Origin of the sequence: Kitasatospora kazusensis (assembly GCF_039529945.1) — a bacterium.
GTDB lineage: Bacteria > Actinomycetota > Actinomycetes > Streptomycetales > Streptomycetaceae > Kitasatospora > Kitasatospora kazusensis.
The window spans coordinates 74,551-99,041 of the sequence record NZ_BAAANT010000008.1 but is presented as its reverse complement, the minus strand read 5'-3'; the positions used below and the strand labels follow the sequence as shown (position 1 = coordinate 99,041).

At 72.0% G+C, this 24,491-nt stretch carries 23 protein-coding genes and 1 tRNA gene; 15 read left to right on the top strand and 9 right to left on the bottom strand.

The window, feature by feature from the left end:
* Positions 1-14 precede the first annotated feature (14 nt).
* The 3 genes from ABD330_RS09550 to ABD330_RS09540 all read left to right on the top strand — a co-directional run bounded on the left by ABD330_RS09550 (position 15) and on the right by ABD330_RS09540 (position 4,078).
* On the top strand, positions 15-2,135 hold the full coding sequence (locus ABD330_RS09550; protein ID WP_344462916.1) for a polysaccharide deacetylase family protein: 2,121 nt from the start codon (positions 15-17) through the stop codon (positions 2,133-2,135).
* A complete protein-coding gene (locus ABD330_RS09545; protein ID WP_344462914.1) occupies positions 2,132-3,097 on the top strand; it encodes a hypothetical protein in 966 nt (321 codons plus the stop codon). Before ABD330_RS09550 ends, ABD330_RS09545 begins: the two co-directional genes overlap by 4 nt.
* A 306-nt stretch (positions 3,098-3,403) precedes the next feature.
* Positions 3,404-4,078 (top strand): Crp/Fnr family transcriptional regulator, encoded by a 675-nt coding sequence (locus ABD330_RS09540; protein ID WP_280718543.1) that lies wholly within the window; start codon positions 3,404-3,406, stop codon positions 4,076-4,078.
* A gap of 310 nt (positions 4,079-4,388) precedes the next feature.
* On the opposite strand, the gene ABD330_RS09535 is transcribed toward ABD330_RS09540, so the two are convergent.
* From ABD330_RS09535 to sp36, 5 genes are all read right to left on the bottom strand, one after another.
* Positions 4,389-5,210: an MBL fold metallo-hydrolase gene (locus tag ABD330_RS09535; RefSeq protein ID WP_344462912.1), complete on the bottom strand. Its 822-nt coding sequence runs from the start codon at positions 5,208-5,210 to the stop codon at positions 4,389-4,391.
* Positions 5,207-5,395, bottom strand: coding sequence for a hypothetical protein (locus ABD330_RS09530; RefSeq protein WP_344462910.1), 189 nt, complete (start codon positions 5,393-5,395; stop codon positions 5,207-5,209). The genes ABD330_RS09535 and ABD330_RS09530 overlap by 4 nt, the downstream gene beginning before the upstream one ends.
* 49 nt (positions 5,396-5,444) lie before the next feature.
* Positions 5,445-6,326, bottom strand: coding sequence for an NUDIX hydrolase (locus tag ABD330_RS09525; protein WP_344462908.1), 882 nt, complete (start codon positions 6,324-6,326; stop codon positions 5,445-5,447).
* A gap of 148 nt (positions 6,327-6,474) precedes the next feature.
* Positions 6,475-6,945: a RidA family protein gene (locus ABD330_RS09520; RefSeq protein WP_344462906.1), complete on the bottom strand. Its 471-nt coding sequence runs from the start codon at positions 6,943-6,945 to the stop codon at positions 6,475-6,477.
* On the bottom strand, positions 6,945-7,103 hold the full coding sequence (gene sp36 / locus ABD330_RS09515; protein WP_095874066.1) for a Sp36 family protein: 159 nt from the start codon (positions 7,101-7,103) through the stop codon (positions 6,945-6,947). The genes ABD330_RS09520 and sp36 overlap by 1 nt, the downstream gene beginning before the upstream one ends.
* Before the next feature lie 209 nt (positions 7,104-7,312).
* On the opposite strand from sp36, the gene bagA reads away from it, so the two are divergent.
* Together bagA and bagB are read left to right on the top strand one after the other, a co-directional pair.
* Positions 7,313-8,431 (top strand): ATPase BagA, encoded by a 1,119-nt coding sequence (bagA, locus tag ABD330_RS09510; RefSeq protein ID WP_344462904.1) that lies wholly within the window; start codon positions 7,313-7,315, stop codon positions 8,429-8,431.
* Complete coding sequence (gene bagB / locus ABD330_RS09505; protein ID WP_344462902.1) at positions 8,428-9,627, top strand: ATPase BagB; 1,200 nt, start codon at positions 8,428-8,430, stop codon at positions 9,625-9,627. The genes bagA and bagB overlap by 4 nt, the downstream gene beginning before the upstream one ends.
* Positions 9,628-9,704: 77 nt before the next feature.
* Here the strand turns inward: bagB and ABD330_RS09500 are convergent, their stop codons facing one another.
* A complete protein-coding gene (locus tag ABD330_RS09500; RefSeq protein WP_280718551.1) occupies positions 9,705-10,028 on the bottom strand; it encodes a WhiB family transcriptional regulator in 324 nt (107 codons plus the stop codon).
* Positions 10,029-10,428: 400 nt separating this feature from the next.
* On the opposite strand from ABD330_RS09500, the gene ABD330_RS09495 reads away from it, so the two are divergent.
* The gene (locus tag ABD330_RS09495; RefSeq protein ID WP_344462898.1) at positions 10,429-12,729 is read left to right on the top strand and encodes a transglycosylase domain-containing protein; all 2,301 of its coding nucleotides are present in this window, start codon (positions 10,429-10,431) and stop codon (positions 12,727-12,729) included.
* Positions 12,730-13,001: 272 nt separating this feature from the next.
* On the opposite strand, the gene ABD330_RS09490 is transcribed toward ABD330_RS09495, so the two are convergent.
* Positions 13,002-13,457 carry a GatB/YqeY domain-containing protein gene (locus tag ABD330_RS09490; protein WP_344462896.1) on the bottom strand — a complete coding sequence of 152 codons (456 nt, stop codon included), beginning with the start codon at positions 13,455-13,457 and terminating at the stop codon, positions 13,002-13,004.
* Between the two features lie 173 nt (positions 13,458-13,630).
* Here ABD330_RS09490 and ABD330_RS09485 point away from each other — a divergent pair, with 173 nt between their 5' ends.
* A complete protein-coding gene (locus ABD330_RS09485) occupies positions 13,631-14,572 on the top strand; it encodes a metallophosphoesterase (RefSeq protein WP_344462894.1) in 942 nt (313 codons plus the stop codon).
* A 100-nt stretch (positions 14,573-14,672) separates the two neighbouring features.
* Positions 14,673-14,746 (top strand) — tRNA-Pro (locus tag ABD330_RS09480).
* A 121-nt stretch (positions 14,747-14,867) separates the two neighbouring features.
* On the opposite strand, the gene ABD330_RS09475 is transcribed toward ABD330_RS09480, so the two are convergent.
* Positions 14,868-16,298: an ATP-binding protein gene (locus ABD330_RS09475; RefSeq protein WP_344462892.1), complete on the bottom strand. Its 1,431-nt coding sequence runs from the start codon at positions 16,296-16,298 to the stop codon at positions 14,868-14,870.
* Positions 16,299-16,710: 412 nt separating this feature from the next.
* Between ABD330_RS09475 and ABD330_RS09470 the strand changes: the two genes are divergently transcribed.
* The 7 genes from ABD330_RS09470 (at position 16,711) to ABD330_RS09440 (ending at position 22,073) form a co-directional block, all read left to right on the top strand.
* Positions 16,711-17,307: a TetR/AcrR family transcriptional regulator gene (locus ABD330_RS09470; RefSeq protein ID WP_344462890.1), complete on the top strand. Its 597-nt coding sequence runs from the start codon at positions 16,711-16,713 to the stop codon at positions 17,305-17,307.
* Positions 17,304-17,651, top strand: a complete 348-nt coding sequence (locus ABD330_RS09465) for a nuclear transport factor 2 family protein (protein WP_344462888.1) — start codon at positions 17,304-17,306, stop codon at positions 17,649-17,651. Before ABD330_RS09470 ends, ABD330_RS09465 begins: the two co-directional genes overlap by 4 nt.
* A complete protein-coding gene (locus ABD330_RS09460; protein ID WP_344462886.1) occupies positions 17,648-17,959 on the top strand; it encodes a TfoX/Sxy family protein in 312 nt (103 codons plus the stop codon). Before ABD330_RS09465 ends, ABD330_RS09460 begins: the two co-directional genes overlap by 4 nt.
* Before the next feature lie 103 nt (positions 17,960-18,062).
* Positions 18,063-19,007 (top strand): RNA polymerase sigma-70 factor, encoded by a 945-nt coding sequence (locus ABD330_RS09455; protein ID WP_344462884.1) that lies wholly within the window; start codon positions 18,063-18,065, stop codon positions 19,005-19,007.
* 127 nt (positions 19,008-19,134) lie between these two features.
* Positions 19,135-20,340, top strand: coding sequence for an NAD(P)/FAD-dependent oxidoreductase (locus ABD330_RS09450; protein WP_344462882.1), 1,206 nt, complete (start codon positions 19,135-19,137; stop codon positions 20,338-20,340).
* Between the two features lie 260 nt (positions 20,341-20,600).
* A complete protein-coding gene (locus ABD330_RS09445; RefSeq protein ID WP_425555487.1) occupies positions 20,601-21,203 on the top strand; it encodes an HAD domain-containing protein in 603 nt (200 codons plus the stop codon).
* A gap of 216 nt (positions 21,204-21,419) precedes the next feature.
* Entirely contained in the window at positions 21,420-22,073 is a 654-nt protein-coding gene (locus ABD330_RS09440; RefSeq protein WP_344462880.1) for an LppU/SCO3897 family protein, read from the top strand.
* A gap of 115 nt (positions 22,074-22,188) precedes the next feature.
* Here the strand turns inward: ABD330_RS09440 and ABD330_RS09435 are convergent, their stop codons facing one another.
* A complete protein-coding gene (locus tag ABD330_RS09435) occupies positions 22,189-24,315 on the bottom strand; it encodes a vanadium-dependent haloperoxidase (protein WP_344462878.1) in 2,127 nt (708 codons plus the stop codon).
* Between the last annotated feature and the right edge of the window lie 176 nt (positions 24,316-24,491).

The following is a 24,491-nucleotide window of genomic DNA, read 5'->3' as shown; positions in this document are numbered from 1 at the left end:
CGAGGAAGCCTGCTGTGACCGCACGACGCCACCAGGCCGGCCGCACGACCCCGATGCGGCGCGGCCTCACCCACTGGATCTCCCGACTGGTGCTGGCCGCCGCCGCGGCGGCCGTGCTGGCGATGCCGTTCTACGTGGGCTGGCAGTACTACGTCTTCCGCCGGGACGTCACCCCGCAGATCGCCACCGCCGCCGCACACACCGCCCAGGCGCTGCAGGCCGACTGGAAGGGCGACGCGAGCAAGCTGCCCGAGACGGCGGCTCCGGTGGTGCTGACCTATCACGACATCAGCCCGAAGAGCGACAGCCCGTACGTGGTCACGCCGGACACTTTCGACGCGCAGCTCAGCGCGCTGGAGGCGGCCGGCTACCGCAGCCTGACCACCGACGAGTTCGTCGACTACCTCAAGGGCGGCCCGGCCCCGCCGCGCTCGGTCTACATGACCTTCGACGACGGCACCAACGGCCTGTGGGTCTACGGCGACCGCATCCTGGCCAAGCACCACATGCACGCCGCCTCCTTCCTGATCACCGGCCGGGTCGGCCAGAACCGCCCGTACTACCTGTCCTGGGAAGAGGTCACCCGGATGGCCGCCTCCGGCCGCTGGGACTTCCAGGACCACACCCACGACCTGCACTGGCGCGGCGCGGTGGACGCCAAGGGCACCCAGGCCTCCGCACTGGCCAACCGGCTCTGGCTGCCGGCCCAGCAGCGGATCGAGACCGTCGGCGAGTACCAGACCCGGTTCTCCGCCGACATCGCCCAGTCCCTGGCCGACTTCAACACGCACAAACTGGCGAAGCCGCTGATGTTCGCCTACCCGTTCTCCGAGACCAGCGAGCGGGCCAACCTGCCCGTACCGGGCCCGTCGCTGCAGAACATGCTGGAGCAGACCTTCGCGGCCACCCTCACCGACGTGAGCCGCCGCCCGCTGCCCGCCGGGCGCCGGGCCGCCGGTGCCCGCCAGGTGCAGCGGCTGGAGGTCTACCAGAAGACCACCGCCAAGGACCTGCTGGCCGAGATCGGCGAGTGGACCCTCGTCCCGCCCGTCGCCGACACCCCGCTGACGCAGCCGGAGGAGTGGACCCGCAGCGACGGCAGCAACGCCAAGGACATCGGCCCGCTGACCGGCGCCGGCCCCTACCCGGCCGGCGCGGGCTACGTCTCCGCCGAGTACCTGCCGCTCACCTCGGCGGACTGGACCGACTACACCGTCAACGCCTCCGTCTCCGGCCTGGCCGACGACAACAACGTCGGCGTGCTGGTGCGCAACGGCAGCGGGGACCCGCTCACCGTCAGCCTCAGCCGGTCCTCCGTCGGCATCTACCGGGGGCCGAACGAGAAGCGCGAGCAGGTCGCCAACAAGTCGCTGGTGACCACCACAACCCACCAGTTGCAGATCACCGTCACCGGCAGCCTGACCAAGGTGCTGGTCGACGGCCGGACCGAGCTGAGCTTCACCACCCAGGCGACGGGCACCGAGGCCACCGGCGGCATCGGCATCAGCGTCCGCAACGGCGCGACCAGCAGCACCTGGCCGAAGTTCACCGCGCTCAAGGTCGCCCAGACCGAGAGCAGCGGCACCTCCGGCGGCCCCACCCTGCTGCCGATCACCAAGGCCGTCCTGCTCGACCCGGGCGCCGCCTGGGAGTCCGCCCCCGGCGTGCCGTCCGGCATGAAGATCGGCGGCGACGGCCTGGCGCCGCAGGGCCTGGCCCTGTCGGACTACGCCGCCTACGAGCAGACCCGCACCTCCGGCTGGACCAACTACACCGTCCGCGGCACCGTCGGCCGGCTGAACACGCCTCAGGTGTCCGGCGCCATCTGGGTCCGGGTCGGCAGCCCGCAGACGATCAGCGTGGAGGTCACCAGGCGCGGACTGCGCGTGCTCTCGGGCAGCGCCGACGCGCGGACGGTGGTGTCCACCAAGACGCTCGCGGACGCCGACCACCACGACATCACCATCACCGTGGGCAGCGAGGCCACCTGGATCACGGTCGACGGCACCGTGCACATCCAGCTGCTGGCCAAGGGCGAGACCGGCGGCGTCGCGTTCTCCGCCTACCGGGACGTCACCCGGCACGCCTGGCCGACCGCCCGCGGCTTCAAGGTCGTCCCGGCGGAGGTCCGATGACTGACGAGCACGAGCACGGGCATCACCACGGGCACGGGCACGAGCCCGGGCACGGGCACGGGCACGGGCATCACCACGGGCACGAGTCCGGGCACCGGCCCGGGCACGAGCCCGCCCCCGGCTTCCCCCGGCGGACGCTGCTGATCGCCGGCCTGGCCGCCGCGGTCGCGGCCGGCGGCATCGCCGCCTACCTGCTCACCGAGGACGACGGCGGCGGCACCCCCGACGGCGGCACGGGCGGCTCCGCCGGCCCGACGGCCGGGGGCGCCTTCCACCCGTCGTTCGGCCCGGACGGGCTGGTGACGAACGAGTACGCCTTCCGCAGCCCCAAGGCCGAGAACGCGCACAACAGCCCGGACTGGGTCGTCACCAGCGGCTCGCTGTTCGCCCGGGCCAGCTGCGGCTGGACGGGCGTCCCGGACGGCCAGTCCCCCGGCCCGGACTCCAGCCCGCACACCGGCTCCTCGGTGTTCCGGCTGGTCACCCGGCGGCGCGACTTCGCCGACTGCACGGTGCGGACCGACATCCGCCTGCAGCCGCCGGGCACCACCACCCGCACCTCCTCGGTGGACTGGGACGGCGCCCACCTGTGGATGCGCTACCGCAGCCCGGAGCAGCTCTACGCGCTGAGCTTCCGGCGCCGCGACGGCGTGGTCGCGATCAAGCGGAAGACCCCGGACCCGAACGGCGCCGGCGCCCCCGGCGAACAGGGCGCCTACGTCACACTGGCCGAGGGCAAGTCCGCCTTCGGGTACCGGGAGTGGCACACCGTCACCGGCACGGCGACGGACCAGGCCGACGGCACGGTACGGCTGATGCTCGCCATCGACGGGAAGACGGTGCTGGACGTCGTCGACAAGGCGCCCGAGCGGATCACCGGCCCCGGCGGGGTCGGGATCCGGGGCGACAACACCGACCTCGACTTCCGCAACTTCACCGCAGGCCCGCCGACCGACCACTGACCGGCAGACGGCAGACGGCAGACGCAGGGTGTCCGGGGCTTCGGCCGCGGGCACCCTGCGGCGTCCCCGGGGCCGCCCGCCGGGCCGCCGGCGCTCGTCCTCCGCCCCCGCCGGCTGCGCCGAGGGCGAACATTTGTCCACCGAACGGCCCTGCTGCGGCCCACGCGGCGGGCCCCGATAAGTACAAATGGCCCCGTACCGTACTCCACCCCCCACCCCTCCTCATATGATCGGAGTGACATGCGTCATCCTTGGTGATGCAGTCTTGACGAGATAGACCGCCCCACACCCAGCAGGAGGAAGCACGTGGACGACGTTCTGCGGCGTGCCGCGCTGTTCGCGGCTCTCGATGACGAGCAGGCCGGCGAGCTGCGAGCCTCCATGACCGAGGTGACACTCGCCCGTGGCGAGTCGCTGTTCCACGAGGGCGACCCGGGCGACCGCCTGTACGTCGTCGCCGAGGGCAAGGTGAAACTGCACCGTGCCTCGCCCGACGGGCGCGAGAACATGCTCGCGGTGCTCGGCCCCAGCGAGATGATCGGCGAGCTGTCGCTCTTCGACCCGGGCCCGCGTACCGCCACCGCGACGGCGCTGACCGAGGTCAAGCTGCTCGGCCTCGGCCACGGCGACCTCCAGCCCTGGCTGCACGCCCGGCCCGAGGTCTCCGTCGCCCTGCTGCGCGCCATCGCCCGCCGCCTGCGCCGGACCAACGACGTCATGTCGGACCTGGTCTTCTCCGACGTCCCCGGCCGCGTCGCCAAGGCCCTGCTGGACCTCTCCCGGCGTTTCGGCGTGCAGTCCGAGGAGGGCATCCACGTCGCCCACGACCTGACGCAGGAGGAGCTCGCCCAGCTGGTCGGCGCCTCCCGCGAGACGGTCAACAAGGCACTGGCCGACTTCGCGGGCCGCGGCTGGCTCAAGCTCGAAGCCCGCGCGGTGGTCCTGATGGACGTCGAGCGGCTCTCCCGGCGCTCCCGCTGAGGCCTCGCCGGCCGGGCGGTCCCACGCGCCCTCTTGGGTTCACCTAACAAGTAGGGGCAACCCCAGGGGGCGCGGGGAACTGCGCGAACCGGGAGTGACGGTGCGGTGCCTTCCGCCTCGCGCAGTTCCTCGCGCCCCTTTGGGTTCACCTAACAGGTAGGGGCATCCCCAGGGGGCGCGGGGAACTGCGCGAAACGGGAGTGACGGTCCAGTGCCTTCCGCCTTCGCGCAGTTCCTCGCGCCCCCTGGATAGTGCAACCTCGGGCGAGCTGCACAGCTGAGCCGCACAGCTGAGCTGCACAGCCGGGCCTCAGATCAGGCCGTGGTCCTCCAGGTAGCCCAGTTGGGCGCGGACGGAGAGTTCGGCTGCGGGCCAGAGTGACCGGTCGACGTCGGCGTAGACCCGGGCGACCACCTCGGCGGGGGTCCGGTAGCCGGCCTCGACGGCCGTCTCGACCTGGGCCAGCCGGTTGGCCCGGTGCGCGAGGTAGTAGTCGACCGCGCCCAGGGCGTCCACCAGGACCGGCCCGTGGCCCGGCAGGATGGTCCGGACGCCGCGTTCGGCGGCCATGGTGTGCAGGCGCCGCAGCGAGTCCAGGTAGTCGCCGAGCTTCCCGTCCGGGTACGCCACCATCGTGGTGCCGCGGCCGAGGACGGTGTCACCCGTGAGCACCGCGCCGTCGGCCGGCAGGTGGAAGGTCAGCGAGTCGGCGGTGTGCCCGGGGGTGGCGACCACCCGCAGCTCCAGGCCGCCGACGTCCAGGGTCTGGCCGCCGCGCAGGCCTTCCGAGCCGAGGCGGTGGGCCGGGTCCAGCGCGCGTACGCCGGTGCCGGTGAGTTCGGCGAAGCGGGCCGCGCCCTCGGCGTGGTCGGGGTGGCCGTGGGTGAGCAGGGTGAGGGCGATGCGCTTGCCCTGCTGTTCGGCGGCCTCGATCACCCGGCGCAGGTGGCCCTCGTCCAGTGGTCCGGGGTCGACGACCGCGGCGAGGTCCGAGCCGGGCTCGGACAGCAGCCAGGTGTTGGTGCCGTCGAGGGTCATCGCCGAAGGGTTCGGCGCCAGGACGCAGAACGCGCGCGGGGTGGCCTCGCCGCCGATGGAGGCGGCGGGGTCACCGGGGAGGAGACCGCTCACCGGCCGCCCTCGCAGAGGCGGAACACCTTCCGGCCCCGCAGCGGGCGCTCCAGCGGCCGCACGGTCGGGTCCGGGAACGGTTCGGCTTCGAGCAGTCCGAGCGTCCGGGGCGTCAGGCTGCGGGGAGCCAGGCTGCGGGGGTGCAGGGTGTACGCCGTACGGCGAGCCACGTCGTTGTGGTCCATCGGGCGAGGTCCTTCCTTCAGCGGGTAGTGCGGCTACCTCGGGACTGGTCTACTGCGGGAAAATACCGTCGATGGTCAGCTCTTCATACCCCGACCATCGCACCGTCATCCGGTCGCCGACCAGCTCGGCCCGGCCCACGATCGGCTCGACCTTGCGGTCGGCCGCCGCCGTGAGCGCCCCGGCGGCCGTCCGGACGCCGAGCAGTTCGCGCAGCACGGTCACGGTCGGCGGCAGCATCCCGTACCGGCCGTCGGTGTAGCCCTGGACGGCCTCGGCCGGCGAGAGCCAGGCCACCCTGTCCGCCTCGCCGACCTGCTGGGCGGCGTCCTGTCCGGCGGGCAGCACGGCGACGAAGAACCAGGTGTCGTACCGGCGCTCCTCGAACTCCGGGGTGACCCAGCGCGCCCAGCCGCCGAGCAGGTCGCTGCGCAGCACCAGCCGGTGCCTGCGCAGGAAGTCGGCGAAGGAGAGCTCATGGGCCTCCAGGGCGGCCCGCTCGGCGGTCCAGTCCCGGGGTTCGGCCATCGTGGTGGCGTCGGGGCCGGCCAGCAGCACTCCGGCCTCCTCGAAGGTCTCCCGGACGGCCGCGCAGACCACCGCCTGCGCCGTCCGGGCATCCACGCCGAGCCGCTCGGCCCACTCGGCCGGGGAGGGCCCGGCCCAGCCCAGCTCCGCCTCGGCGTCACGCGGGTCGACCCCGCCGCCCGGGTAGGCGTACATCCCACCGGCGAACGCCATCGAGGTCCGGCGCCGCAGCAGGTACGCCTGCGGGCCGTCGTCCCCGGCGCCGTCCCGCAGCAGCACCACGGTGGCGGAGGGTTTGGGCACCGGCGGGGTCAGCTCACCGGCCGCGACCGCGCGGATCCGGGCCGGCCAGGACGGCGGCATCGGAAACGAGGGGGCTGCACCGGACGGGCCGTGATGATCCATGCTCGGATGCTATGCAGGCGAGGGCGGGGTTGGAAGAGCCCAACCCCGCCCATTTCGACGCCGTACGAGTCATCCGGGTCGTGCGCGCCGCGCCGGGAGTCCGATCACTCGGGCCGGCCGGCCGGCCAATCCGACCGACCGGCCGGCCTCAGGCGCCCGGGCTGACCCGGACCTGGATCTCGACCTCGACGGGAGCGTCCAGCGGCAGAACCGCGACACCCACCGCGCTGCGGGCGTGCACGCCGGCCGCGCCGAGCGCCTGGCCGAGCAGCTCGCTCGCGCCGTTGATCACACCGGGCTGCCCGGTGAAGTCGGGGGCGGAGGCGACGAAGCCGACCACCTTGACGACCTGCTCGATCCGGTCCAGGTCGCCGATCACGGACTTCACGGCGGCCAGCGCGTTCAGCGCGCAGATCTGCGCGAGCGCCTTGGCCTCGTCCGGCGTGACCTCGGCGCCGACCTTGCCGGTGGTCGAGAGCTTGCCCGCGACCATCGGCAGCTGGCCGGAGGTGAACACGTACTCGCCCGACCGGACGGCCGGCACGTACGCGGCGACCGGTGCGGCCACGCCCGGGAGGGTCAGACCGAGCTCGGCCAGCTTCTCCTCAACCTTGCTCATCAGCTCTTCTCCCGCTTGAGGTAGGCAACCAGCTGCTCGGGGTTGTTCGGCCCCGGGACGACCTGGACGAGCTCCCAGCCGTCCTCGCCCCAGGTGTCGAGGATCTGCTTGGTGGCATGCACGAGCAGCGGCACGGTGACGTATTCCCACTTGGTCATGGGGGTGACTCTAGACGAGGAAGCACCCCGGCCCGGTGCCGCACCGACCGTGTCCGGGCGGGGCCCGGCAGGAGTGTGAGGTGGGACACAAAGCGGGCATGAATCAGCTCGGCCACCCCGGTGCTCCCGGCATCGGGGGCGGTCCGTGGTTACGCTCGCAAAGACGGCACCTCGCGGTGCAGGTACTCGGATACGGACGGAGACGGCGCGTGGCGAGCACTCCCGGCCCCCCGGAGCAGCAGGACCCGGACTGGGAGGGCGTGCGGCTGCACGTCGTCACCGGCAAGGGCGGCACCGGGAAGACCAGCGTCGCCGCCGCGCTCGCCATCGCGCTGGCGGCGGACGGCAGGCGGACCCTGCTGATCGAGGTCGAGGGCCGGCAGGGCATCGCCGAGCTGTTCGGCATCGCCGCGCTGCCGTACGAGGAGCGCAAGGTCGCGACCGTCTCCCCCGGCCAGCTCGGGCAGCCCGGCCGGGCCGGCCGGGCCGGCCGGGCTGACGGCGGTGGCGGGCCGGACCGGACCGGGAGACCCGGCGAGATATTCGCCCTCGCGATCGACACCGAGCAGGCGCTGCTCGAATACCTCGACATGTTCTACAAGCTCGGCCGGGCCGGCAAAGCGCTGCAGAAGGTCGGCTTCGTCGACTTCGCGACCACCATCGCCCCCGGCGTGCGGGACGTCCTGCTGACCGGCAAGGCCTGCGAGGCGTCCCGGCGCAAGGGCCCGGACGGCCGCCGGGCGTACGACGCGATCGTGATGGACGCGCCGCCGACCGGGCGGATCACCAGGTTCCTGAACGTCAACTCCGAGGTGGCCGGGCTGGCCCGGTTCGGGCCGATCCACGGGCAGGCGCAGGCGGTGATGCGGGTGCTGAAGTCGCCGGAGACGGCGGTGCACCTGGTCACCGTGCTGGAGGAGATGCCGGTGCAGGAGACGGTGGACGGCGTCGCCGACCTGCGCGAGGCGCAGCTCCCGGTGGGCGGGGTGCTGGTGAACATGGTCCGGCCGCCGGTGCTGGACGCCGCCGCCGTGGCGGCGGTGGACGGCGACCACCGCGAGGAGGTCGCCGCGGCGCTCGGCGAGGCCGGTCTCGGCGGCCGCTCGCGGACGGCGGCGACCGTCCGGGCGGCGGTGGAGCCGCTGCTCGACCCGCTGCTGGCGCAGGCCCGGGAGCACGCGGAGCGGGTCGAGCTGGAGCGGGCACAGCGGGTCGACCTGCAGCAACTGCGGCTGCCGACCTACGAACTCCCGCTGCTGGGCGAGGGCGTCGACCTGGCCGGGCTGTACCGGCTGGCGGGCGAGCTGAAGCGACAGGGGGCGGCATGACGGCCAGGACCGCACGGACCGGACCCGCCCGGCGGAGTCCGCTGGACGTGGACGCGCTGATCGACGACCCGAAGACCCGGATCGTGGTCTGCTGCGGCTCCGGCGGGGTCGGCAAGACCACCACCGCCGCCGCGATCGGGCTGCGGGCGGCCGAACGCGGGCGGAAGGTGGTGGTGCTGACCATCGACCCGGCCCGGCGGCTGGCGCAGTCGATGGGGCTGACCGAGCTGGACAACACCCCGAGGGTGGTCAAGGGCGTCGACGGGCCCGGCGAGTTGCAGGCCATGATGCTCGACATGAAGCGGACCTTCGACGAGGTCGTGCTCGCCCACGCCGACCCCGAGCGGGCCAAGACGATCCTGGAGAACCCCTTCTACCAGTCGCTGTCGGCCGGTTTCGCGGGCACCCAGGAGTACATGGCGATGGAGAAGCTCGGCCAGCTGCGGGCGGCCGACCGCTGGGACCTGATCGTCGTGGACACCCCGCCGTCCCGCTCGGCGCTGGACTTCCTGGACGCGCCGAACCGGCTCGGCTCCTTCCTGGACGGGAAGCTGATCCGGATGCTCACCGCACCCGCCAAGGTCGGCGGGCGCAGCGCGATGAAGTTCCTGAACGTCGGCATGGGCCTGCTGACCGGCACGCTCGGGAAGATCTTCGGCGCCCAGCTGCTGACGGACATTCAGACCTTCGTCAGTGCGATGGACTCGATGTTCGGCGGCTTCCGCGAGCGCGCGGACCGGACGTACCAGCTGCTCAAGGCACCCGGGACGGCCTTCCTGGTGGTGGCCGCCCCGGAGCGGGACGCGCTGCGCGAGGCCGCGTACTTCGTCGACCGGCTGGCCGCCGACACCATGCCGCTGGCCGGGCTGGTGCTGAACCGGGTGCACAGCACCGGAGCCCCGCAGCTGACCGCGGAGCGGGCGCAGGCGGCGGCCGAGATGCTGGAGGAGAACGGTTCGCCGCACACCTCGGCGGCGGCCGAGACCCTGGCCGCCGGGCTGCTGCGGCTGCACGCCGAACGGATGCAGGTCATGGACCGGGAGCGGCGCACCCGGGACCGGTTCGTCTCGGTCTACCCGGACGTGCCGATCGTCGAGGTCGGCGCCCTCGCGGGCGATGTGCACGACCTGGAGGGCCTGCGCGAGATCGGAAACCGCCTCGGCGGCTCCGGCCCGGCTCCGACGGCCGGGCTCTGACGGTACGTTCGTGCGGGTGTCGGACCAGCCCCCCAGCCTCCGACACCCGTGACGTCCGGTGTTGTGTGCGGCCCGGTTCAGCCCGCCTGCGCGTAGTCGGTGAGGATGATGCCGGTCGCGAGCGACTCCTCGTACTCCGTACGCGCCGTCTCCAGCAGTCTCCGCCACGACATCACCGTCGGGCGACGGCGCAGCAGCGCCCGCCGCTCGCGCTCGGTCATCCCGCCCCACACACCGAACTCGACCCGGTTGTCCAGGGCGTCGGCCAGGCACTCGGTGCGCACCGGGCACCCGCTGCACACAGCCTTGGCGCGGTTCTGCGCCGCCCCCTGAACGAACAGTTCGTCCGGATCACTAGTGCGGCAGGCAGCCTGCGCACTCCAGTCGTCTACCCAGCCCATGCCGGCGCCGTCCTCTCCCGAATCGAGGCTCCCCCACGGCGGCAACGGCATATTCACCGTTGCCAGTTGAGGACGTTACGGAAGAACCACAGCGAGCAACAGCCCCGCCGTGCCCAATCTCGAATGACCCGATCGGACTATGGGTACCTGGTACCTCACTCGTTGGAGTGATCGCAGGTCGCGGGCCTTGCCAGACCCGGCCAGAGCAGTTTCGTCACGCTCTGCTAGGGGTGCGGCGGCGGCAGAGGCCGCCAAACCCCCCGAACTACATCAATTCGGGCAAACCTCATCACCCACAAGAGTGATGATGATGAACAGAGTGCAGCTGTCGCACTCTTGTGACAAGCGTAGGCGAACACCTGCCCCCATGTGCGGGATTCGCCAACGTAGTCTTCTCCCCATGGCACCTCATCGACCCGCGGGTTCCCCGCTCGACAAGGCCGGGCTTGGAGTCAGGTTTCTGGGCATCAGCGTGCTCGCCGGGCTCCTGGTGGCCGGGATGGCACTGCCCGCCGTAGGCGCACTCGGCCTGACCGTCAAGAGCAGTGCGGACAGTCTCGGCACCATCCCCGACGACTTCAAGACCCCGCCGCTCTCCCAGGCCTCGTACATCTACGACGCCAAGGGCGGCCTGATCGCCAAGGTCTTCGACCGGGACCGCACCATCCTGACCAAGGAGCAGATGGCGCCCATCATGCGCCAGGCCCAGGTCGACATCGAGGACAACCGGTTCTTCGAGCACGGTGCCGTCGACCTCAAGGGCGTCCTGCGCGCGGTGGGCAAGAACGCCTCGTCCGGCGCGGCCAGCCAGGGCGCCTCGACCCTGACCCAGCAGTACGTGAAGAACGTCAACATCGAGAAGGCCGGCGACGACCCGGCCGCCTTCCAGGAAGCCACCAAGAAGAGCCTGGGCCGCAAGATCCAGGAGCTGAAGTACGCGATCAAGCTGGAACAGGATCTGACCAAGGACGAGATCCTCACCAACTACCTGAACATCACGTACTACGACCACCAGGCGTACGGCGTCGAGGCCGCGGCCAACCGCTACTTCGCCAAGAGCGCCAAGGACCTGACGATCCCCGAGGCCGCGATGCTGGCCGGCATGGTCCAGAACCCCTCGGCCTACGACCCGATCGCGCACCCGAAGGCCGCCCAGGCCCGCCGCGACACGGTGATCAACAAGCTGCTGGAGTACAAGCACATCACCCCGCAGCAGGCCAAGGACGCACTGGCCTCCGGGCTCGGGATCACCTACAAGGAGCCGCTGAACGGCTGCATCACCGCGCAGGCGGGGATGGGCTTCTTCTGCGACTACGTCCGGCACGTGGTGAAGAACGACCCGGTCTTCGGCAAGACCGCCGCCGACCGGCAGAAGCTCTGGAGCCAGGGCGGCCTGAAGATCAACACCACCATCGACCCGGACAAGCAGGCCGCGGCCTACCACGCCGTGACGACCAAGGTGTACCCGACCGACGACGTCTCGGCCGCGATGACCATGGTCAAGCCCGGCACCGGCGAGATCCTGGCGATGGCCCAGACCCGGCAGTACGGCCTGGACGCCAAGCAGAACCAGACCGTGCTCAACCTGAACGTCGACGCGGCCATGGGCGGCGGCAACGGCTTCTCCCCGGGCTCGACCTTCAAGCCGATCCTGGCGGCGGCGGCACTGGAGTCGGGCATCCCGATCTCCCAGCAGTACCCCGCACCGCACGACATGACCTATCCGCAGATGAGCACCTGCACCGGCACCTGGAACGAGAAGGGCGTCCCGGTCCAGAACGAGGCGACCGACGAAAAGGGCCCGTTCTCGATGAACGACGCGATGGCCAAGTCGGTCAACACCTACTTCGTCCAGCTGGAGCAGCAGGTCGGCCTCTGCCCGATGAAGCAGATGATCAACAAGGTCGGCATCAAGAACCTGGCCAACGGCAAGCCGGTGCTCGAAGTCCCCTCCATGGTGCTCGGCACCCAGGAGGTCAGCCCGCTGATGATGGCCAGCGTGTACGCCACCTTCGGCGCGCGCGGCCTGCACTGCGACCCGATCGCGATCAGCTCGTTGGTCGACGCGACCAACAAGAAGCTGAGCGTCCCCTCCGCCAACTGCACCCAGGCGATGTTGCAGAGCACCGCCGACGGCGTGAACACCCTGCTCAAGACCGTGACCGAGAAGGGCACCGCGGCCAACATCAAGATCGACGACGGCCGCCCCTTCGCCGGTAAGACCGGTACCACCGACAACCGCTACGCGGCCTGGTTCGACGGCTACACCCCCGACCTCGCGACCGCCGTCTGGCTGGGCGGCCCGAGCGGCAACGTCTCGATGCGCGACATCACCATCGGCGGCATCTACCGCCCCCAGGTGTACGGCGCCGACGGGCCCGGCCCGATCTGGGGGATGGCCATGAACGACGTGCTCCCGGGCACGCCGATCACCCCGTTCCAGCTGGTCCAGATCCCGGACTCGACCCCGACGCCCGACCCCAACAGCTCGCCCAGCGACGCGGCCTCCTCGCCCTCCAGCGACGCGGCCGGCGGCACCGCGACCAACGCGGGCGGCGGCCTGATCGGCGGCTTCAGCTTCCCGCCCGGCACCCTGAACGGCGGGAACGGCATCGGCGGCGGGAACGGCGGCCCCGGCGGCAGCCCCGGCACCACCGGCGGCACCCCGACCGGCAAGCCGAGCAAGCCGGGACACCACTGACGGGCCGGCCCTGCCCCGCGGCGACCCGCGGCGGGGCAGGGCCGGCTCGTGACCGTTCACGTCATGACCGCTCACGACGGAGGGCCACCGACTCACTGAGTCGGTGGCCCTCCGTCTTCGCCATGGCCGGCTCGCCTGCGTTGCTTCGCCATCGCCGCCTCGACTGCGCCGCCTCGGGTGCGTCGCCTCGCCATCGCCGCTTCGGGTGCGCCGCCCCGGCTGCGCGGCTCCGCCTGTCCGGCGCGCTACGGCGGCCGGGCCGACGCCGCGCCTCAGCCGGCCAGCGCGGCCTTCACCGCGGCGGCGACCCGGCCGCCGTCGGCCAGACCATCGGTCTTCGGCTTCACCAGCTTCATCACCGCGCCCATGCCCTGCGGCCCGCTCGCCCCGCTCGCCGCGACGGCCTCCGCCACGATCGCGGTCAGCTCCTCGTCGCTGAGCTGCTTGGGCAGGTACTCCGCCAGCACCTCGTGCTCGGCCCGCTCCAGCGCGGCGGACTCCGTACGACCGGCGTCCTCGAACGCGGTGGCGGCCTCGCGGCGCTTCTTCGCCTCCTTGGCGATCACCTTGAGCACCTCGTCGTCCGAGAGCTCGCGCTTCACCTTGCCCGCCACCTCCTCGCTGGTGATGGCGGCAAGCGTCAGCCGGATCGTGGACGAGCGCAGCTCGTCCCGGGACCTGATCGCAGCCGTGAGGTCCTCGTGCAGCTGCTCCTTGAGCGTAGTCATAGGGCGATCCTCGCACCTGACGTGCCCGAACGCCGACCAATATCGCCCTCGGCACAGTCCCCGGGCGCTGACCGGCCGTCACGGGTGCCCGGCCTGCGCGCCCGTACCCGCGTGGCCGCCCGGGCCCCGAACCGGCGTTCACCGTCCCATCCGGCGTCTGCGACCATGGACCGATGCGACCGCTGTACTCCGTCCCCCTCGGAATCGCCGCCACCGGCGCCGCCTGCCTCGCCTACTCCGCCGGATACGAGGTCCGCTCGTTCCGGCTGCGGCGGGTCGAGGTACCCGTCCTGCCGCAGGGTGCCCGCCCGATCCGGATCCTGCAGGTGTCCGACATCCACATGGTCGACGGGCAGGGCAAGAAGCAGCGCTGGCTGCAGAGCCTGGCCGGGCTCCGGCCCGACCTGGTGGTGAACACCGGCGACAACCTCTCCGACCCGCTCGGCGTACCGGCCACGCTGGACGCGCTCGGACCGCTGATGGACTTCCCCGGCGTCTACGTCTTCGGCTCGAACGACTACTACGGCCCGGCCCGCAAGAACCCGGCCCGCTACCTCGCGGCGCTGAAGAGCGGCGTCCACGGCATGAACAACCCCGACGGCACCGGGCGGCGCGGCATCACCGGCGCCGTCCACAACCCGTGGGAGAAGCTCCGCGACGGCTTCGACGCGGCGGGCTGGCTCGACCTCACCAACACCCGCGGCCGCCTGACCCTGGCCGGCCTGGACGTCGAGTTCACCGGCCTGGACGACCCGCACATCCGCCGCGACCGCTACAACGAGGTGGCCGGCGGCCCGTCCGCCGACGCCGACCTCTCCCTCGCCGTCGTGCACGCGCCGTACCTGCGCGTCCTGGACGCCTTCGCCGCCGACCGCTACCCGCTGATCCTCGCCGGGCACACCCACGGCGGCCAGCTCTGCATCCCCTTCTACGGCGCCCTCGTCACCAACTGCGACCTCGACACCAAGCGGGTGAAGGGCCTCTCCGAACACCGCGCGGGCGGCCACCGCTCCTACCTCCACGTCTCGGCCGGCTGCGGCACCAACCGCTACACCCCGGTCCGCTTCGCCTGCCCGCCGGAAGCCACCCTGCTGACCCTGACACCCCGCCGCTGAGCCCCTGGTCAGAGCCCCGCGGAATCGGATTTCGTCTCTCGGCACCTGTCCGGTAGAGTTCTACTCGTTGCACCGGGGAACGGAGCAACAAACGCAGGACCGGGGTGTGGCGCAGCTTGGTAGCGCGCTTCGTTCGGGACGAAGAGGCCGTGGGTTCAAATCCCGCCACCCCGACCCAGTAAGACCAGCTCAGGGCCGGTCTCCCGCAAGGGAGACCGGCCCTGACTGCTTGTCGGGGCCGCTCTGGAGAAATCCTGGCGCCTCCCGCTCGACAGGGCTCAGCAGAGAGCGGCGGTCAGCGGGCGCGCCAGGCGCCGAGCAGTTCATCCGGTCCGTACGTTGCCTGGAGCCCGGCGCAGCTGACGCCGCTTCGGGAGACTGCAACGAGCGGGATCGGGTCGTCCGTGAGTGCGGCTCGGTGCTTGTGCAGGGCGGCCAGGTCGTGGGCATCGAAGGGGGATGTCTCCAGCCATTTGATCGACCCCAGGAACAGCAGTTCTTTGGCCACGGGCTGACGGTCGGCGCCCACGAGGTCGATCTCGACGTCGTTGCTGCGGGTCCAGTAGCCACCGACCGCAGGAGCGGCGGGCAACATGCCGTCAGGGAGGATGCGGGCGAGAGACTCCCGGATCAAGGGCTCGACGGCGCGGCCTCGCCAACTGGGCCACTGCTCCCGGACCCGCGCCAGGGTGAGGTCACCGCGCATGCGCTCGATCTCTGCCATGTACGGATCCAGGAAGGCCAGCCAGAAGCGCAGGTACGGGTCCGCCACACGGTAGCGGCGCTCCTTCGAGGGGTGGAGGGCGATCGGGAGCTCGGCCGCCACCACGCGCTTGTCGATCAGCAGGTCCGCTGCCCTGGCGAGAGTGCTGTGCGCGATGCCGCCGGCGGCCCTGGCGATGTTGGTGAACGTCCGTTCTCCCGTCCCGATCGCTCGCAATACCTCCCGCCCCATCGCTTGCGGGGGGAACTCGGCAGCCAGCGACCGCTCGGCCGAAACCAGAAGCGCGGAGATCGGATTCTCCAGCGCTGCGCCGAGGAACTCCCACATCGAGGCGCCGACCGGCCACTCCCGGCAGATCAGCGGCAACCCGCCGGTGATGAGAGCCGCGTCGAAAGCAGCCGCGGGCTCCAGTTCGAGCATCTCGCTGAGGTCGGCCGGGTTGAGCGGCCCCACGACCATCTCGCGCCCGCGCTGATGGAACGGCCGGTCGTAGCTGTTGAGCGCCTCCATCATCGACAGGTCCGAGCCGACGAGCAGAAGGAGGACGGGCTTGCGACTGAGCAGCCGGTCCCAGGCCCGTTGGAGCATGCCCTCGAACGCATCGATGCGCTCCATGAGGTAGGGAACCTCATCGATCACCACCACGCTGGGTGAGTCGTCGGGCAGGATCTCGGCAAGCAGCCGGAAGGCAGCGTTCCACTGGGTCGGCGCTTCCTCCGCGAAAACTGCCTTGTCCGGCAGGGTGGAGGTAGCGACCGCGTCGAGCAACTCCGCCAGCTCATCCTCGGCAGATCCGCCGCCGGCTGTGAAGAACAGCTGAGGAACCTCCGCACGCCGCAGGAACTCCTCGACCAGCGTCGACTTCCCGACCCGTCGCCGCCCCCGCATGAGCAGGCACTGCCCGGGCTGTGCGGCGCCGGCGCCAGCGCCGGCTTCTCGGACTTCTCGGAGTGCGTGGTCCAGGATGCGCAGTTCTCGACCTCGACCAATGAACCGATACATGTGCGGACCCCATCAGGGTGGCGGGAGACGGCGGCGGCAAGATGGTAGCGCCAGAGATAGTATCTCGCCGGAAACTATCTCCACCTCGCATGTCCCCGTGTCGGCGCGAGCCACATCCGAGCCGCCCATGCCAGAAGTGCAGCAGCAACGTCACGGCGAACGAGTCCGCGCCGGAGCGGCGCCGCCACCTCCTCGGCCTTTCACCTCGGCGACCCGCCAGGCCGCGCTGCAAGGTGCCCGCGTGTGAGCACGCGGCGTCCCCGGTCATGCCTGTCCGACCCGTCAGCAGCCCCCCTCGTTCGCCCGGGAGTTCTCGTAGCCCGACCGCTCCCCCATGGGGCCTCCGCCGGGGACGGCCGGTCGGACTCGTGTGCTATTTTTTGTGAGCAATCGTTCAACTATGGAGGTGGCGGTGGGACGCAGGCAGCTCTGGGACCAGGCAGAGGTGCTGACCTCCGCCATGCGGCTCTTCCGTCGGCGGGGTTACCTCGGCGCCTCGCTGCGGGACATCGAGGAAGCCACGGGGCTGCACCCGGGCAGTCTGTACCGGGCCTTCGACAGCAAGGAAGGCCTGTTCCAGGCCGCGTTGGACGCCTACAACGACCAGGTGGTACGAGCCCGGGTCCGGGTCCACCTCCTGGAGCCGGCGGATCCCGTGGCGGGTATCCGATCGTTCTTCACCTCGGCGTTCGAGACCGGTCTCGATCCCGATCCGGGCTGCCTCCTCACCAACACGGCCGTGGAGTCCTTCACCGTTCCGCAGGCCGCCGCAGGGGTGCAGCGCGGGCTGGAGGCCATCGAGGCGGGGTTCGCCGACGCCCTGACGCGTGCCCGCGCGCTGGGCCGGCTGTCGGCCGGTCTGGACGTCGGGGTTTCGGCGGCCCAGCTGCTGGCGCTCTATCAGGGCCTGCTGGTGCTCGTCCGGGCCGGCACACCCGTCACCAAACTGCACACCATCACCGATGGCGCGATCGCGTCGATCGGCCCCGGCAAAGAGGGACAGCGATGAGTGACTCACAGCAGCTCTGGACGGACTACGCGGCATGCTGGTCGGCCGGCACCGACGAGCGGCTCACCGCGCTCGGCGCGGTCGCCGTCGACGAGGTCGCCTACCGGGACCCGGGAACGGAGGTCAGCGGCCTGGACGAGCTGGCCGCCTACATGGCCGGATTCGCCGGCGCCTTCCCCGGTCACCGGTTCCGGATCGACGAGGTGCTCGAACACCACGACCGCTCGCTCGCACGCTGGACCCAGCTCGGCGAGCAGGGCGAGGCCGCGATGACCGGCGTGAGCACCGCGCTGCACCGCGACGGCCGGCTCGCCGACATCACCGGGTTCTTCCTGCCCGCATGAGCGGATCCCGCAGCCTGGCCGAGCACCTCGCCGACCAGCTGGCACCGCTCGGCGCGGTCACCGTCCACCGCTACTTCGGCGGGTGGGCGGTCCGCAGCCACGGCAGGCAGTTCGCGATGGTGATGGACACCCTCTACTTCCGCGTCGACGACGCGACCCGCTCCTCCTACGAGGAAGCCGGGTCGGTGCCGTTCAGCTACCGTGCCGCGGGTCGTGAGGTGGTGGTGAGCACGTACTACAGCGTCCCGGCGGAGGCGGTCGACGACCGTTCCGGGCTGTGCGACCTGGCTCGCGCGGCACTCGCCTGACCGGTCGGCATACCGGGGGCGGCGGGCGGGCTGGTCCGACTGCTCGTCAGGGGGCGCCGCCGTGCCTGCCGTTGCGCCGCCCGGGCGAGTAGGATTCGCGACCATGGCCCTGAGCATGAGCGACGTGGACCGGTTCGAGGGCACCAGGCCCCGGCTGGAGGCCATCGCCTACCGGCTGCTCGGCTCGGCGGCCGAGGCGGAGGACGCCGTGCAGGAGACGTTCCTGCGCTGGCAGGCGACCGACGTCGGGCGGATCGAGGTGCCCGAGGCCTGGCTGACGAAGGTCCTCACCAACTTCTGCCTCAACCAGCTCACTTCGGCACGCGCCCGGCGCGAGACGTACGTGGGGACCTGGCTCCCCGAGCCGCTGCTCGCCGGGGACCCCATGCTCGGCCCGGCCGACACCGTGGAGCAGCGCGAGTCGGTGTCGTACGCCGTCCTCGTCCTGCTGGAGCGCCTGTCGCCGGGCGAGCGGGCGGTGTACGTGCTGCGCGAGGCCTTCGACTACCCGCACCGGGAGATCGCCGGGATCCTGGACATCACCGAGGCCGGCAGCCAGCAGATCTACCACCGGGCCAAGAAGCACGTCGCGGACGGCAAGGCGCGCACCGAGATCGACGAGGCCGCCGCCCGCAGGATCGTCGAGGAATTCCTGGCCGCCGCGACCAGCGGCCGTACCGAACCCCTCCTGCGCCTGCTCACCCAGGACGCCGTCACGGTCGGCGACGGCGGCGGGAAGGTCCCGGCCCGCGCGAAGGCGTTCGAGGGCGCGCTCGCGGTCGCCAAGTTCCTGCGCGGCCTGTTCAAGCCCACCGAGGCCAAGCGGGCCCTCCTCGGCGGCGCGGCCGAGTTCCACGCCACGACCGCCAACGGCGAGCCCGCCCTCGTGACGGTCGTGGACGGCCGGGTCGCCGGGATCACGTGCCTGGAGGTCACCGCGGAGGGCATCGCCGCGGTCCGCAGCCAGGTCAACCCCGACAAGCTCGTACGCGCGACCGAGCAGTGGGCCGCCGCGGACCACGGGGGTTCCCCGCTCTACATCCTCTGATCCGACGCGGAGCGCGCTCTGTGACGTGCTTCACATCCCGATCCTGTCAGGAAACGCCGGGCTGCCCGGTTCAAGGGGCGAAACCGCGCAAGACAACGGCGGGACCCGCGCAGACAGGAGCAGGGACATGCAGCACCGCATCGTCGTCCTCGGAGCCGGCTACACCGGAGCCGTCGCCGCCGGCCGCCTCGCCAAGCGGCTGCACCGCGAGGACGTCACCATCACCCTCGTCAACCCCGAGCCCGACTTCGTCGAGCGTGTCCGGCTGCACCAGCTCGCGGCCGGCCAGGACCTCGCGTCCCGGCCGTTCAGCGAGATGTTCGCCGGCGCGGGCGTGGAACTGAAGCTCGCGAAGGTCAGCGCCGTGGACGTGGACCGCAAGGCCGTGACGATCACCGGCGTGGACGGCCCCGCGCGGGAGGAGCTGGAGTACGACACGCTGGTCTACGCCCTCGGCAGCGGCTGGAACGACGAGGGCGTACCCGGCACCGCCGAACACGCCCACGAGGTCTCCAGCCGCCCAGGAGCACTCCGCCTGCGCGAGCGCCTGGCCGCCCTGGACGCCGGTCGGCCCGTGGTCGTGGTCGGCGGCGGCCTGACCGGCCTGGAGGCCGCGACCGAGATCGCCGAGGCGCGCCCGGACCTCGATGTCGCGCTGGCGGCTCGCGGCGCCCTCGGCGACTGGCTCTCCGAGAAGGGCCGCACCCACCTGCGGAAGGTGGTGGACGGGCTCGGCATCAAGGTCCACGAACACACGGCGGTCACCGCCGTGGAGGCGGACGGCGTGACGGCGGCCGACGGCACGGCCATCCCCGCCGAGGTCACCGTCTGGACCACCGGCTTCGCCGTCCACCCGATCGCCCGGGCCACCACCCTGGAACTCACCGACCGCGGCCAGATCATGGTCGACTCCACGATGCGCTCGGTCTCCCACCCGGACGTGTACGCCGTGGGCGACGCGGCGACGGCGATCGGGCCGGGCGGAAAGCACCTCCGGATGTCCTGCGCCTCGGGCGTCCCGATGGCTTGGCAGGCCGCCGACGCCATCGCCGCCCGCCTCACCGGCACCAAGCTCCCCAGCATCCCCATCCGCTACTTCCAGCAGTGCATCTCCCTCGGCCGCAAGGAGGGGCTGATCCAGTTCGTCACCGCCGACGACCGGGCGAAGACCAGCGCCCTCACGGGCCGCGTGGCCGCCCTCTACAAGGAACTGATCTGCAAGGGCGCGGCCTGGGGCGTCGCCAACCCGACCGCGGGCATCCCGTCCCGGCGCCGACGTGTCGTGCGGCAGGAGACCCGAAGCGGTGCACAGGTGGAGGCGACCGCGGCCTGACCCCGCCCCAGGGGGCGTCGGAGGGGATGCACCGGCTTCCAGGCGGGATGTCGTGCAACCCAGCCCGTGTTCGGTCCGCCACCCCGAGCCGGTCCGGAGGGCCTGTCAGAGACATCTGAGGGGCCCTCCGGCATTGCCGTCGGCAGCCACGCCGACACAGCCACGCCGACACAGCGACGCCGGCACAGCGACGCCGGCAACCACGGCAACGGTCCCGGCCGTCCAAGTGGTCAATGGATCCTCTACCCCTGGGAAGTCCCGTGGCGAAGCCCTTGCTCTTCCTCGATGTCGACGGGGTGCTCAATCCGGCCGCCCCGTGTCCCGGGACGGACTTCGATGCCCATACCCTTCTCGGGTTCCGCGTCCTGCTGTCCGCTCGGCACGGTGACTGGCTGCGCGAGCTGGCGGAGGCGTACGAGCTCTGCTGGGCCACGACCTGGGAGGAGGACGCGAACACCCACGTCGCCCCGGTGCTCGGTCTGCCGCCGCTGCCTGTGGTGCGGTTCGCGGGTGACAAGCCGCAGCCAGGAGACCCGCGCATGCGGCTGATGGAGCTGTTCTCCGGCGCCAAGTGGGCGCCGCTGCTGCGCCACGCCGGCGGGCGCCCGTTCGCATGGGTGGACGACGTCATGCCGTTCCGGCTCGTACGCAACTCCCTCGTCCGGCGGGACCGCCTGCTGCTGCCCATCGACGCGGCGCAAGGGCTCGAACGGCACCACGTGGACCGCCTGCTGGAGAAGCCGCCGCGTCCGAGACGACTTGCCGTGGCGGCAAGTCGACTGCACCGTACGGCCCGGACGGGCGCGGCGCACCACGCCGAGGATCCGGAGCAGGCCGGCCGCGCCTCCGTCGGCAGCCCCTGAGCGGTCGGCCCGAGAGCCGGGAGCCGGGCCCGGAGGTGTCCGGGCCGCTCCGGGGACGTCCGGGCGTTCACCGCCCGGCGGATCGCGGCGCCGTCGGTCGCTTCCGACGGTGTTCCCAGCGGTGTTCCCGGCGCTGCGCGGGCCTGGGCCGATGTTCGAATCGCTAAAGTACGTCAGCGCACGGCCCATCCGCAGTCAGAATTCCCGGGGGAACCGATGACCACACCGCCGCCCAACCCGTTCGGCCAGCCGCCGGCCGGCCAACCGCCCCAGGGCAGCCCGCCGAACGGCTACCCGGCCCCTCAGCCGCAGAACGGCCAACCCGCGTACGGGTATCCGGCTCCCCCGCAGCAGAACGGCCAACCCGCGTACGGATATCCGGCTCCCCCGGCGCAGAACGGCCAGCCTGCGTACGGATATCCGGCTCCCCCGCAGCAGAACGGCCAGCCCGCGTACGGCTACCCGCCCGCGCCGCAGCCGTACGGCCAGCCGGGGTACCAGGGCCAGGGGTCGGTGCCGCCGCAGAAGCAGGGCCTCAGTTGGAAGGCGAAGCTCTTCTTCGGGGGCGGCGCCGTCGCCGTCCTGGGTGTGCTGGGCCTGGGGGCTTGGTCGTTCATGAGCGGCGGCACCACGGGGGCGCACGTCGGGAACTGCATGCAGTACAACCCGCCTGCCGTCACCAAGGTCGTCAACTGCTCGTCCGCCGCCGCCGACGCGGTCGTCATCAAGCGGTTCGAGACCCCGATCATCGCCAGCTGCCGCAACGTGCCGGGGACGATCTACAGCTACCAGGGCAGGTACCGCAGGAGCGGCAAGAGCCACACGTACCTCGCCTGCCTCGGCCGCCACACCCCGGGGCAGTCCTCCTGACCGCGTGCGGCGCGGGACCTGCCCGACCGTGCCGACGGACCCGGGGGCCGGCCGTCCGGCGTGAACTGCCGGGCGGCCGGACCCCGGTGGCGCCTGCGCCCCGGTTCGGCCCGGTCTAGCGGAGGGTGACCGCGGCGGCCATCCACTGGTGGGTGGCCGTACCGGTGGCCGCGTACCCGCCGGTCGCGGAGACGTTGCGGTAGGCGGTGGCGAGCTGGTCGTCGGCGACGAACAGGGTGGGGAGCGCGGTGAAGCCGTCCGACCAGGTGGCGGCCGCGCCGCCCTGGACACCCGCGACGCCGAAGACCAGTTCGTTGGCGGCTGTGGTGACCGGGGTGGTCCCGGAGTTGAAGGGCGTACCGGCCGCTCCGGTGGCGGCGGCGCTCCGGTCGACGGCGCCGACCCCGCTGAATTCCACGACCGAGACGTGGTGTTCGCCGGTGGTCGGGTAGGTGAGGGTGAGGTGGTCCGCCGTGGTCAACGCGTTGACCCCGACCGCCGCCAGCACCAGGGTGCGGTCCCCGGCGCCGTCAGGGGTGTTGCTGACCACGGTGTAGGAGTTGCCCTGGCTGTCGGTGGCGCCGACCGTCCCGGAGTGGGTGTTGGTGAGCATCACCGAGACCAGCAGTGTGTCACCGGCCCGGACGGCGCGGGAGACCGGCAGGGTCAGGCTCGAACCGCTCACGGCCGCCGCCGAAGCGGCCACCGACCCCTGGTAACCGATGGCCGGCTTCAGCGTGTTCCGGAACGCGTAGTCGCCGACCGAGGATCCGGCGGCGAGCCCCTGCTCGGTGTCCCAGCGGTAGTGGACGCCCAGGTACAGCCTGCTGAAGGCGTCCTCGGTGGCGGCGGCGGTGAAGCTGCTGAAGCTGCGGGTGACCCCGGCGGCGTGCGCGTCATCGGTGGCGGCGGTGAAGCCGACCTGGTCACCGAAGTAGTCGCGCATCACGGCGGCCCAGGCCCCGGCGAAGGTCGCGTGCCCGGACACGTAGGACGGGAACGGCGGGGTGAAGTGGGTGCCGTCCGCCCCGGTGGAGAGCGGCTGCCAGTTCGGATCGGCGACGACACCCGGGCTGGCGACGGCGGTCGCCTGCTGGATCGCGGTGACCGGCCGCCAGAGCTGGATGGCGGTGTCGTACTTGGCGTCCCAGGCGGTGACCGAGGCGTCCGTCATCGCGAGCCCCACCAGCGCGAACAGCCGTGCCTCGGCGAACTCGTCCAGGTTCTCGTTCCTCGCCACGGTCTGCGTGGTCTGGAACAGCTGGCCCGGCGGCTTGTAGGTGCCCGGCGTGGTGACGTGTCCGTTGGCGTCGCAGATCGGGCCCTGGTCGTTGGCCCAGAAGAACGCGCTCTGGGTCTGGTCCGCCGACCGGTCGGCCGGGGCGGCGCTCGCCGAGCCGACCCGCTCGACCTCGTTGACCTGGGCCGCGTACTCCGGGCCGGCCAGCAACGCCTGGTAGGAGCTGTACCCGGCCGGCAGCGGGGGCCGGAACTGGGTGCTCGAACTCAGCGTGAACGGCTTGAGCGTGCCCCAGGCGGGCGTCGCGGCAACCCACTTGTCGTCGGTGGGCCGCCACGCCCCGTCCACCGTGCCGTTGGTGTACGCGGGGTTGAAGGCCGGGGCGTCACCCGACCTGGCGGCGATCATCGCCTGGGCCGCCTGCCGGCCCACGCCGACGCCGTCGTTCTCCTGCTGCGTGGTCACGGTCCCCGTCAGGTAACCGGTCTCGGTGGCCAGCGCGGCGTCGAAGGCCGCCTGCTGCGCGGGGAAGACGTCGACCAGCGTGTCGTGGGCCGCGTAGTCGATCGCGGCCTCGGCCGAGGCGCCCGCGGGCGCGGCCAGCCTGCCCAGGTAGAAGCCGTACGCCGGAGTGGCGCCGCCGGAGACGGAGTTCACCGCGTCCCAGATCGCGGCATGCATCATCGCGCCCGCCCGGGCCAGCGGGCCGGGGGCACCGGCCGCGCCGCACGCGTTCCGGTACGCCTGGAGCAGCACGTCGTTCCAGTCCAGCACGTGGTCGTGCCCGCCGGCCGCACCGGCCCTCACGGCAGCCCCGGCGCCCACCCCCGCGCCGGCGCTCGCGCTCGCGGACGAGGGCAGCGCCAGCGGGCCGCCCAGCGCCACCAGCGCGGCGACGGCCGCCGCCGCCCACCGGCCGCCCTGACGGGCACTGCGCGGTGTCCCGGACGGGCCGGACAGGCTTGACGGACGTAACGGGCGTAACGGATCTGTCGAACGCATGAGGACTCCTCGGCCTGGTGGGGGTACGAGCGCACCCGCGCCGAGCCGATCACGTACGCCGCCGTACGGGCTACCGCCCTGGACGACCCCGGACGATCGCGGACGATCGCGGACAGCCGCACGCACCGCACCGTCCGACGTCGACGGCTGTGCGGCCGGGCCGGGCCGCACAGCCG

Excerpts from the sequence above, each read along its gene's own strand:
- ABD330_RS09545 (WP_344462914.1), top strand. The coding sequence starts at position 2,132 with ATGACTGACGAGCACGAGCACGGGCATCACCACGGGCACGGGCACGAG.
- ABD330_RS09530 (WP_344462910.1), bottom strand. The coding sequence starts at position 5,395 with ATGGACCACAACGACGTGGCTCGCCGTACGGCGTACACCCTGCACCCC.
- ABD330_RS09525 (WP_344462908.1), bottom strand. The coding sequence starts at position 6,326 with ATGGATCATCACGGCCCGTCCGGTGCAGCCCCCTCGTTTCCGATGCCG.
- ABD330_RS09520 (WP_344462906.1), bottom strand. The coding sequence starts at position 6,945 with ATGAGCAAGGTTGAGGAGAAGCTGGCCGAGCTCGGTCTGACCCTCCCG.
- sp36 (WP_095874066.1), bottom strand. The coding sequence starts at position 7,103 with ATGACCAAGTGGGAATACGTCACCGTGCCGCTGCTCGTGCATGCCACC.
- bagB (WP_344462902.1), top strand. The coding sequence starts at position 8,428 with ATGACGGCCAGGACCGCACGGACCGGACCCGCCCGGCGGAGTCCGCTG.
- ABD330_RS09500 (WP_280718551.1), bottom strand. The coding sequence starts at position 10,028 with ATGGGCTGGGTAGACGACTGGAGTGCGCAGGCTGCCTGCCGCACTAGT.
- ABD330_RS09495 (WP_344462898.1), top strand. The coding sequence starts at position 10,429 with ATGGCACCTCATCGACCCGCGGGTTCCCCGCTCGACAAGGCCGGGCTT.
- ABD330_RS09490 (WP_344462896.1), bottom strand. The coding sequence starts at position 13,457 with ATGACTACGCTCAAGGAGCAGCTGCACGAGGACCTCACGGCTGCGATC.
- ABD330_RS09485 (WP_344462894.1), top strand. The coding sequence starts at position 13,631 with ATGCGACCGCTGTACTCCGTCCCCCTCGGAATCGCCGCCACCGGCGCC.
- ABD330_RS09475 (WP_344462892.1), bottom strand. The coding sequence starts at position 16,298 with ATGTATCGGTTCATTGGTCGAGGTCGAGAACTGCGCATCCTGGACCAC.
- ABD330_RS09465 (WP_344462888.1), top strand. The coding sequence starts at position 17,304 with ATGAGTGACTCACAGCAGCTCTGGACGGACTACGCGGCATGCTGGTCG.
- ABD330_RS09460 (WP_344462886.1), top strand. The coding sequence starts at position 17,648 with ATGAGCGGATCCCGCAGCCTGGCCGAGCACCTCGCCGACCAGCTGGCA.
- ABD330_RS09455 (WP_344462884.1), top strand. The coding sequence starts at position 18,063 with ATGGCCCTGAGCATGAGCGACGTGGACCGGTTCGAGGGCACCAGGCCC.
- ABD330_RS09450 (WP_344462882.1), top strand. The coding sequence starts at position 19,135 with ATGCAGCACCGCATCGTCGTCCTCGGAGCCGGCTACACCGGAGCCGTC.
- ABD330_RS09440 (WP_344462880.1), top strand. The coding sequence starts at position 21,420 with ATGACCACACCGCCGCCCAACCCGTTCGGCCAGCCGCCGGCCGGCCAA.
- ABD330_RS09435 (WP_344462878.1), bottom strand. The coding sequence starts at position 24,315 with ATGCGTTCGACAGATCCGTTACGCCCGTTACGTCCGTCAAGCCTGTCC.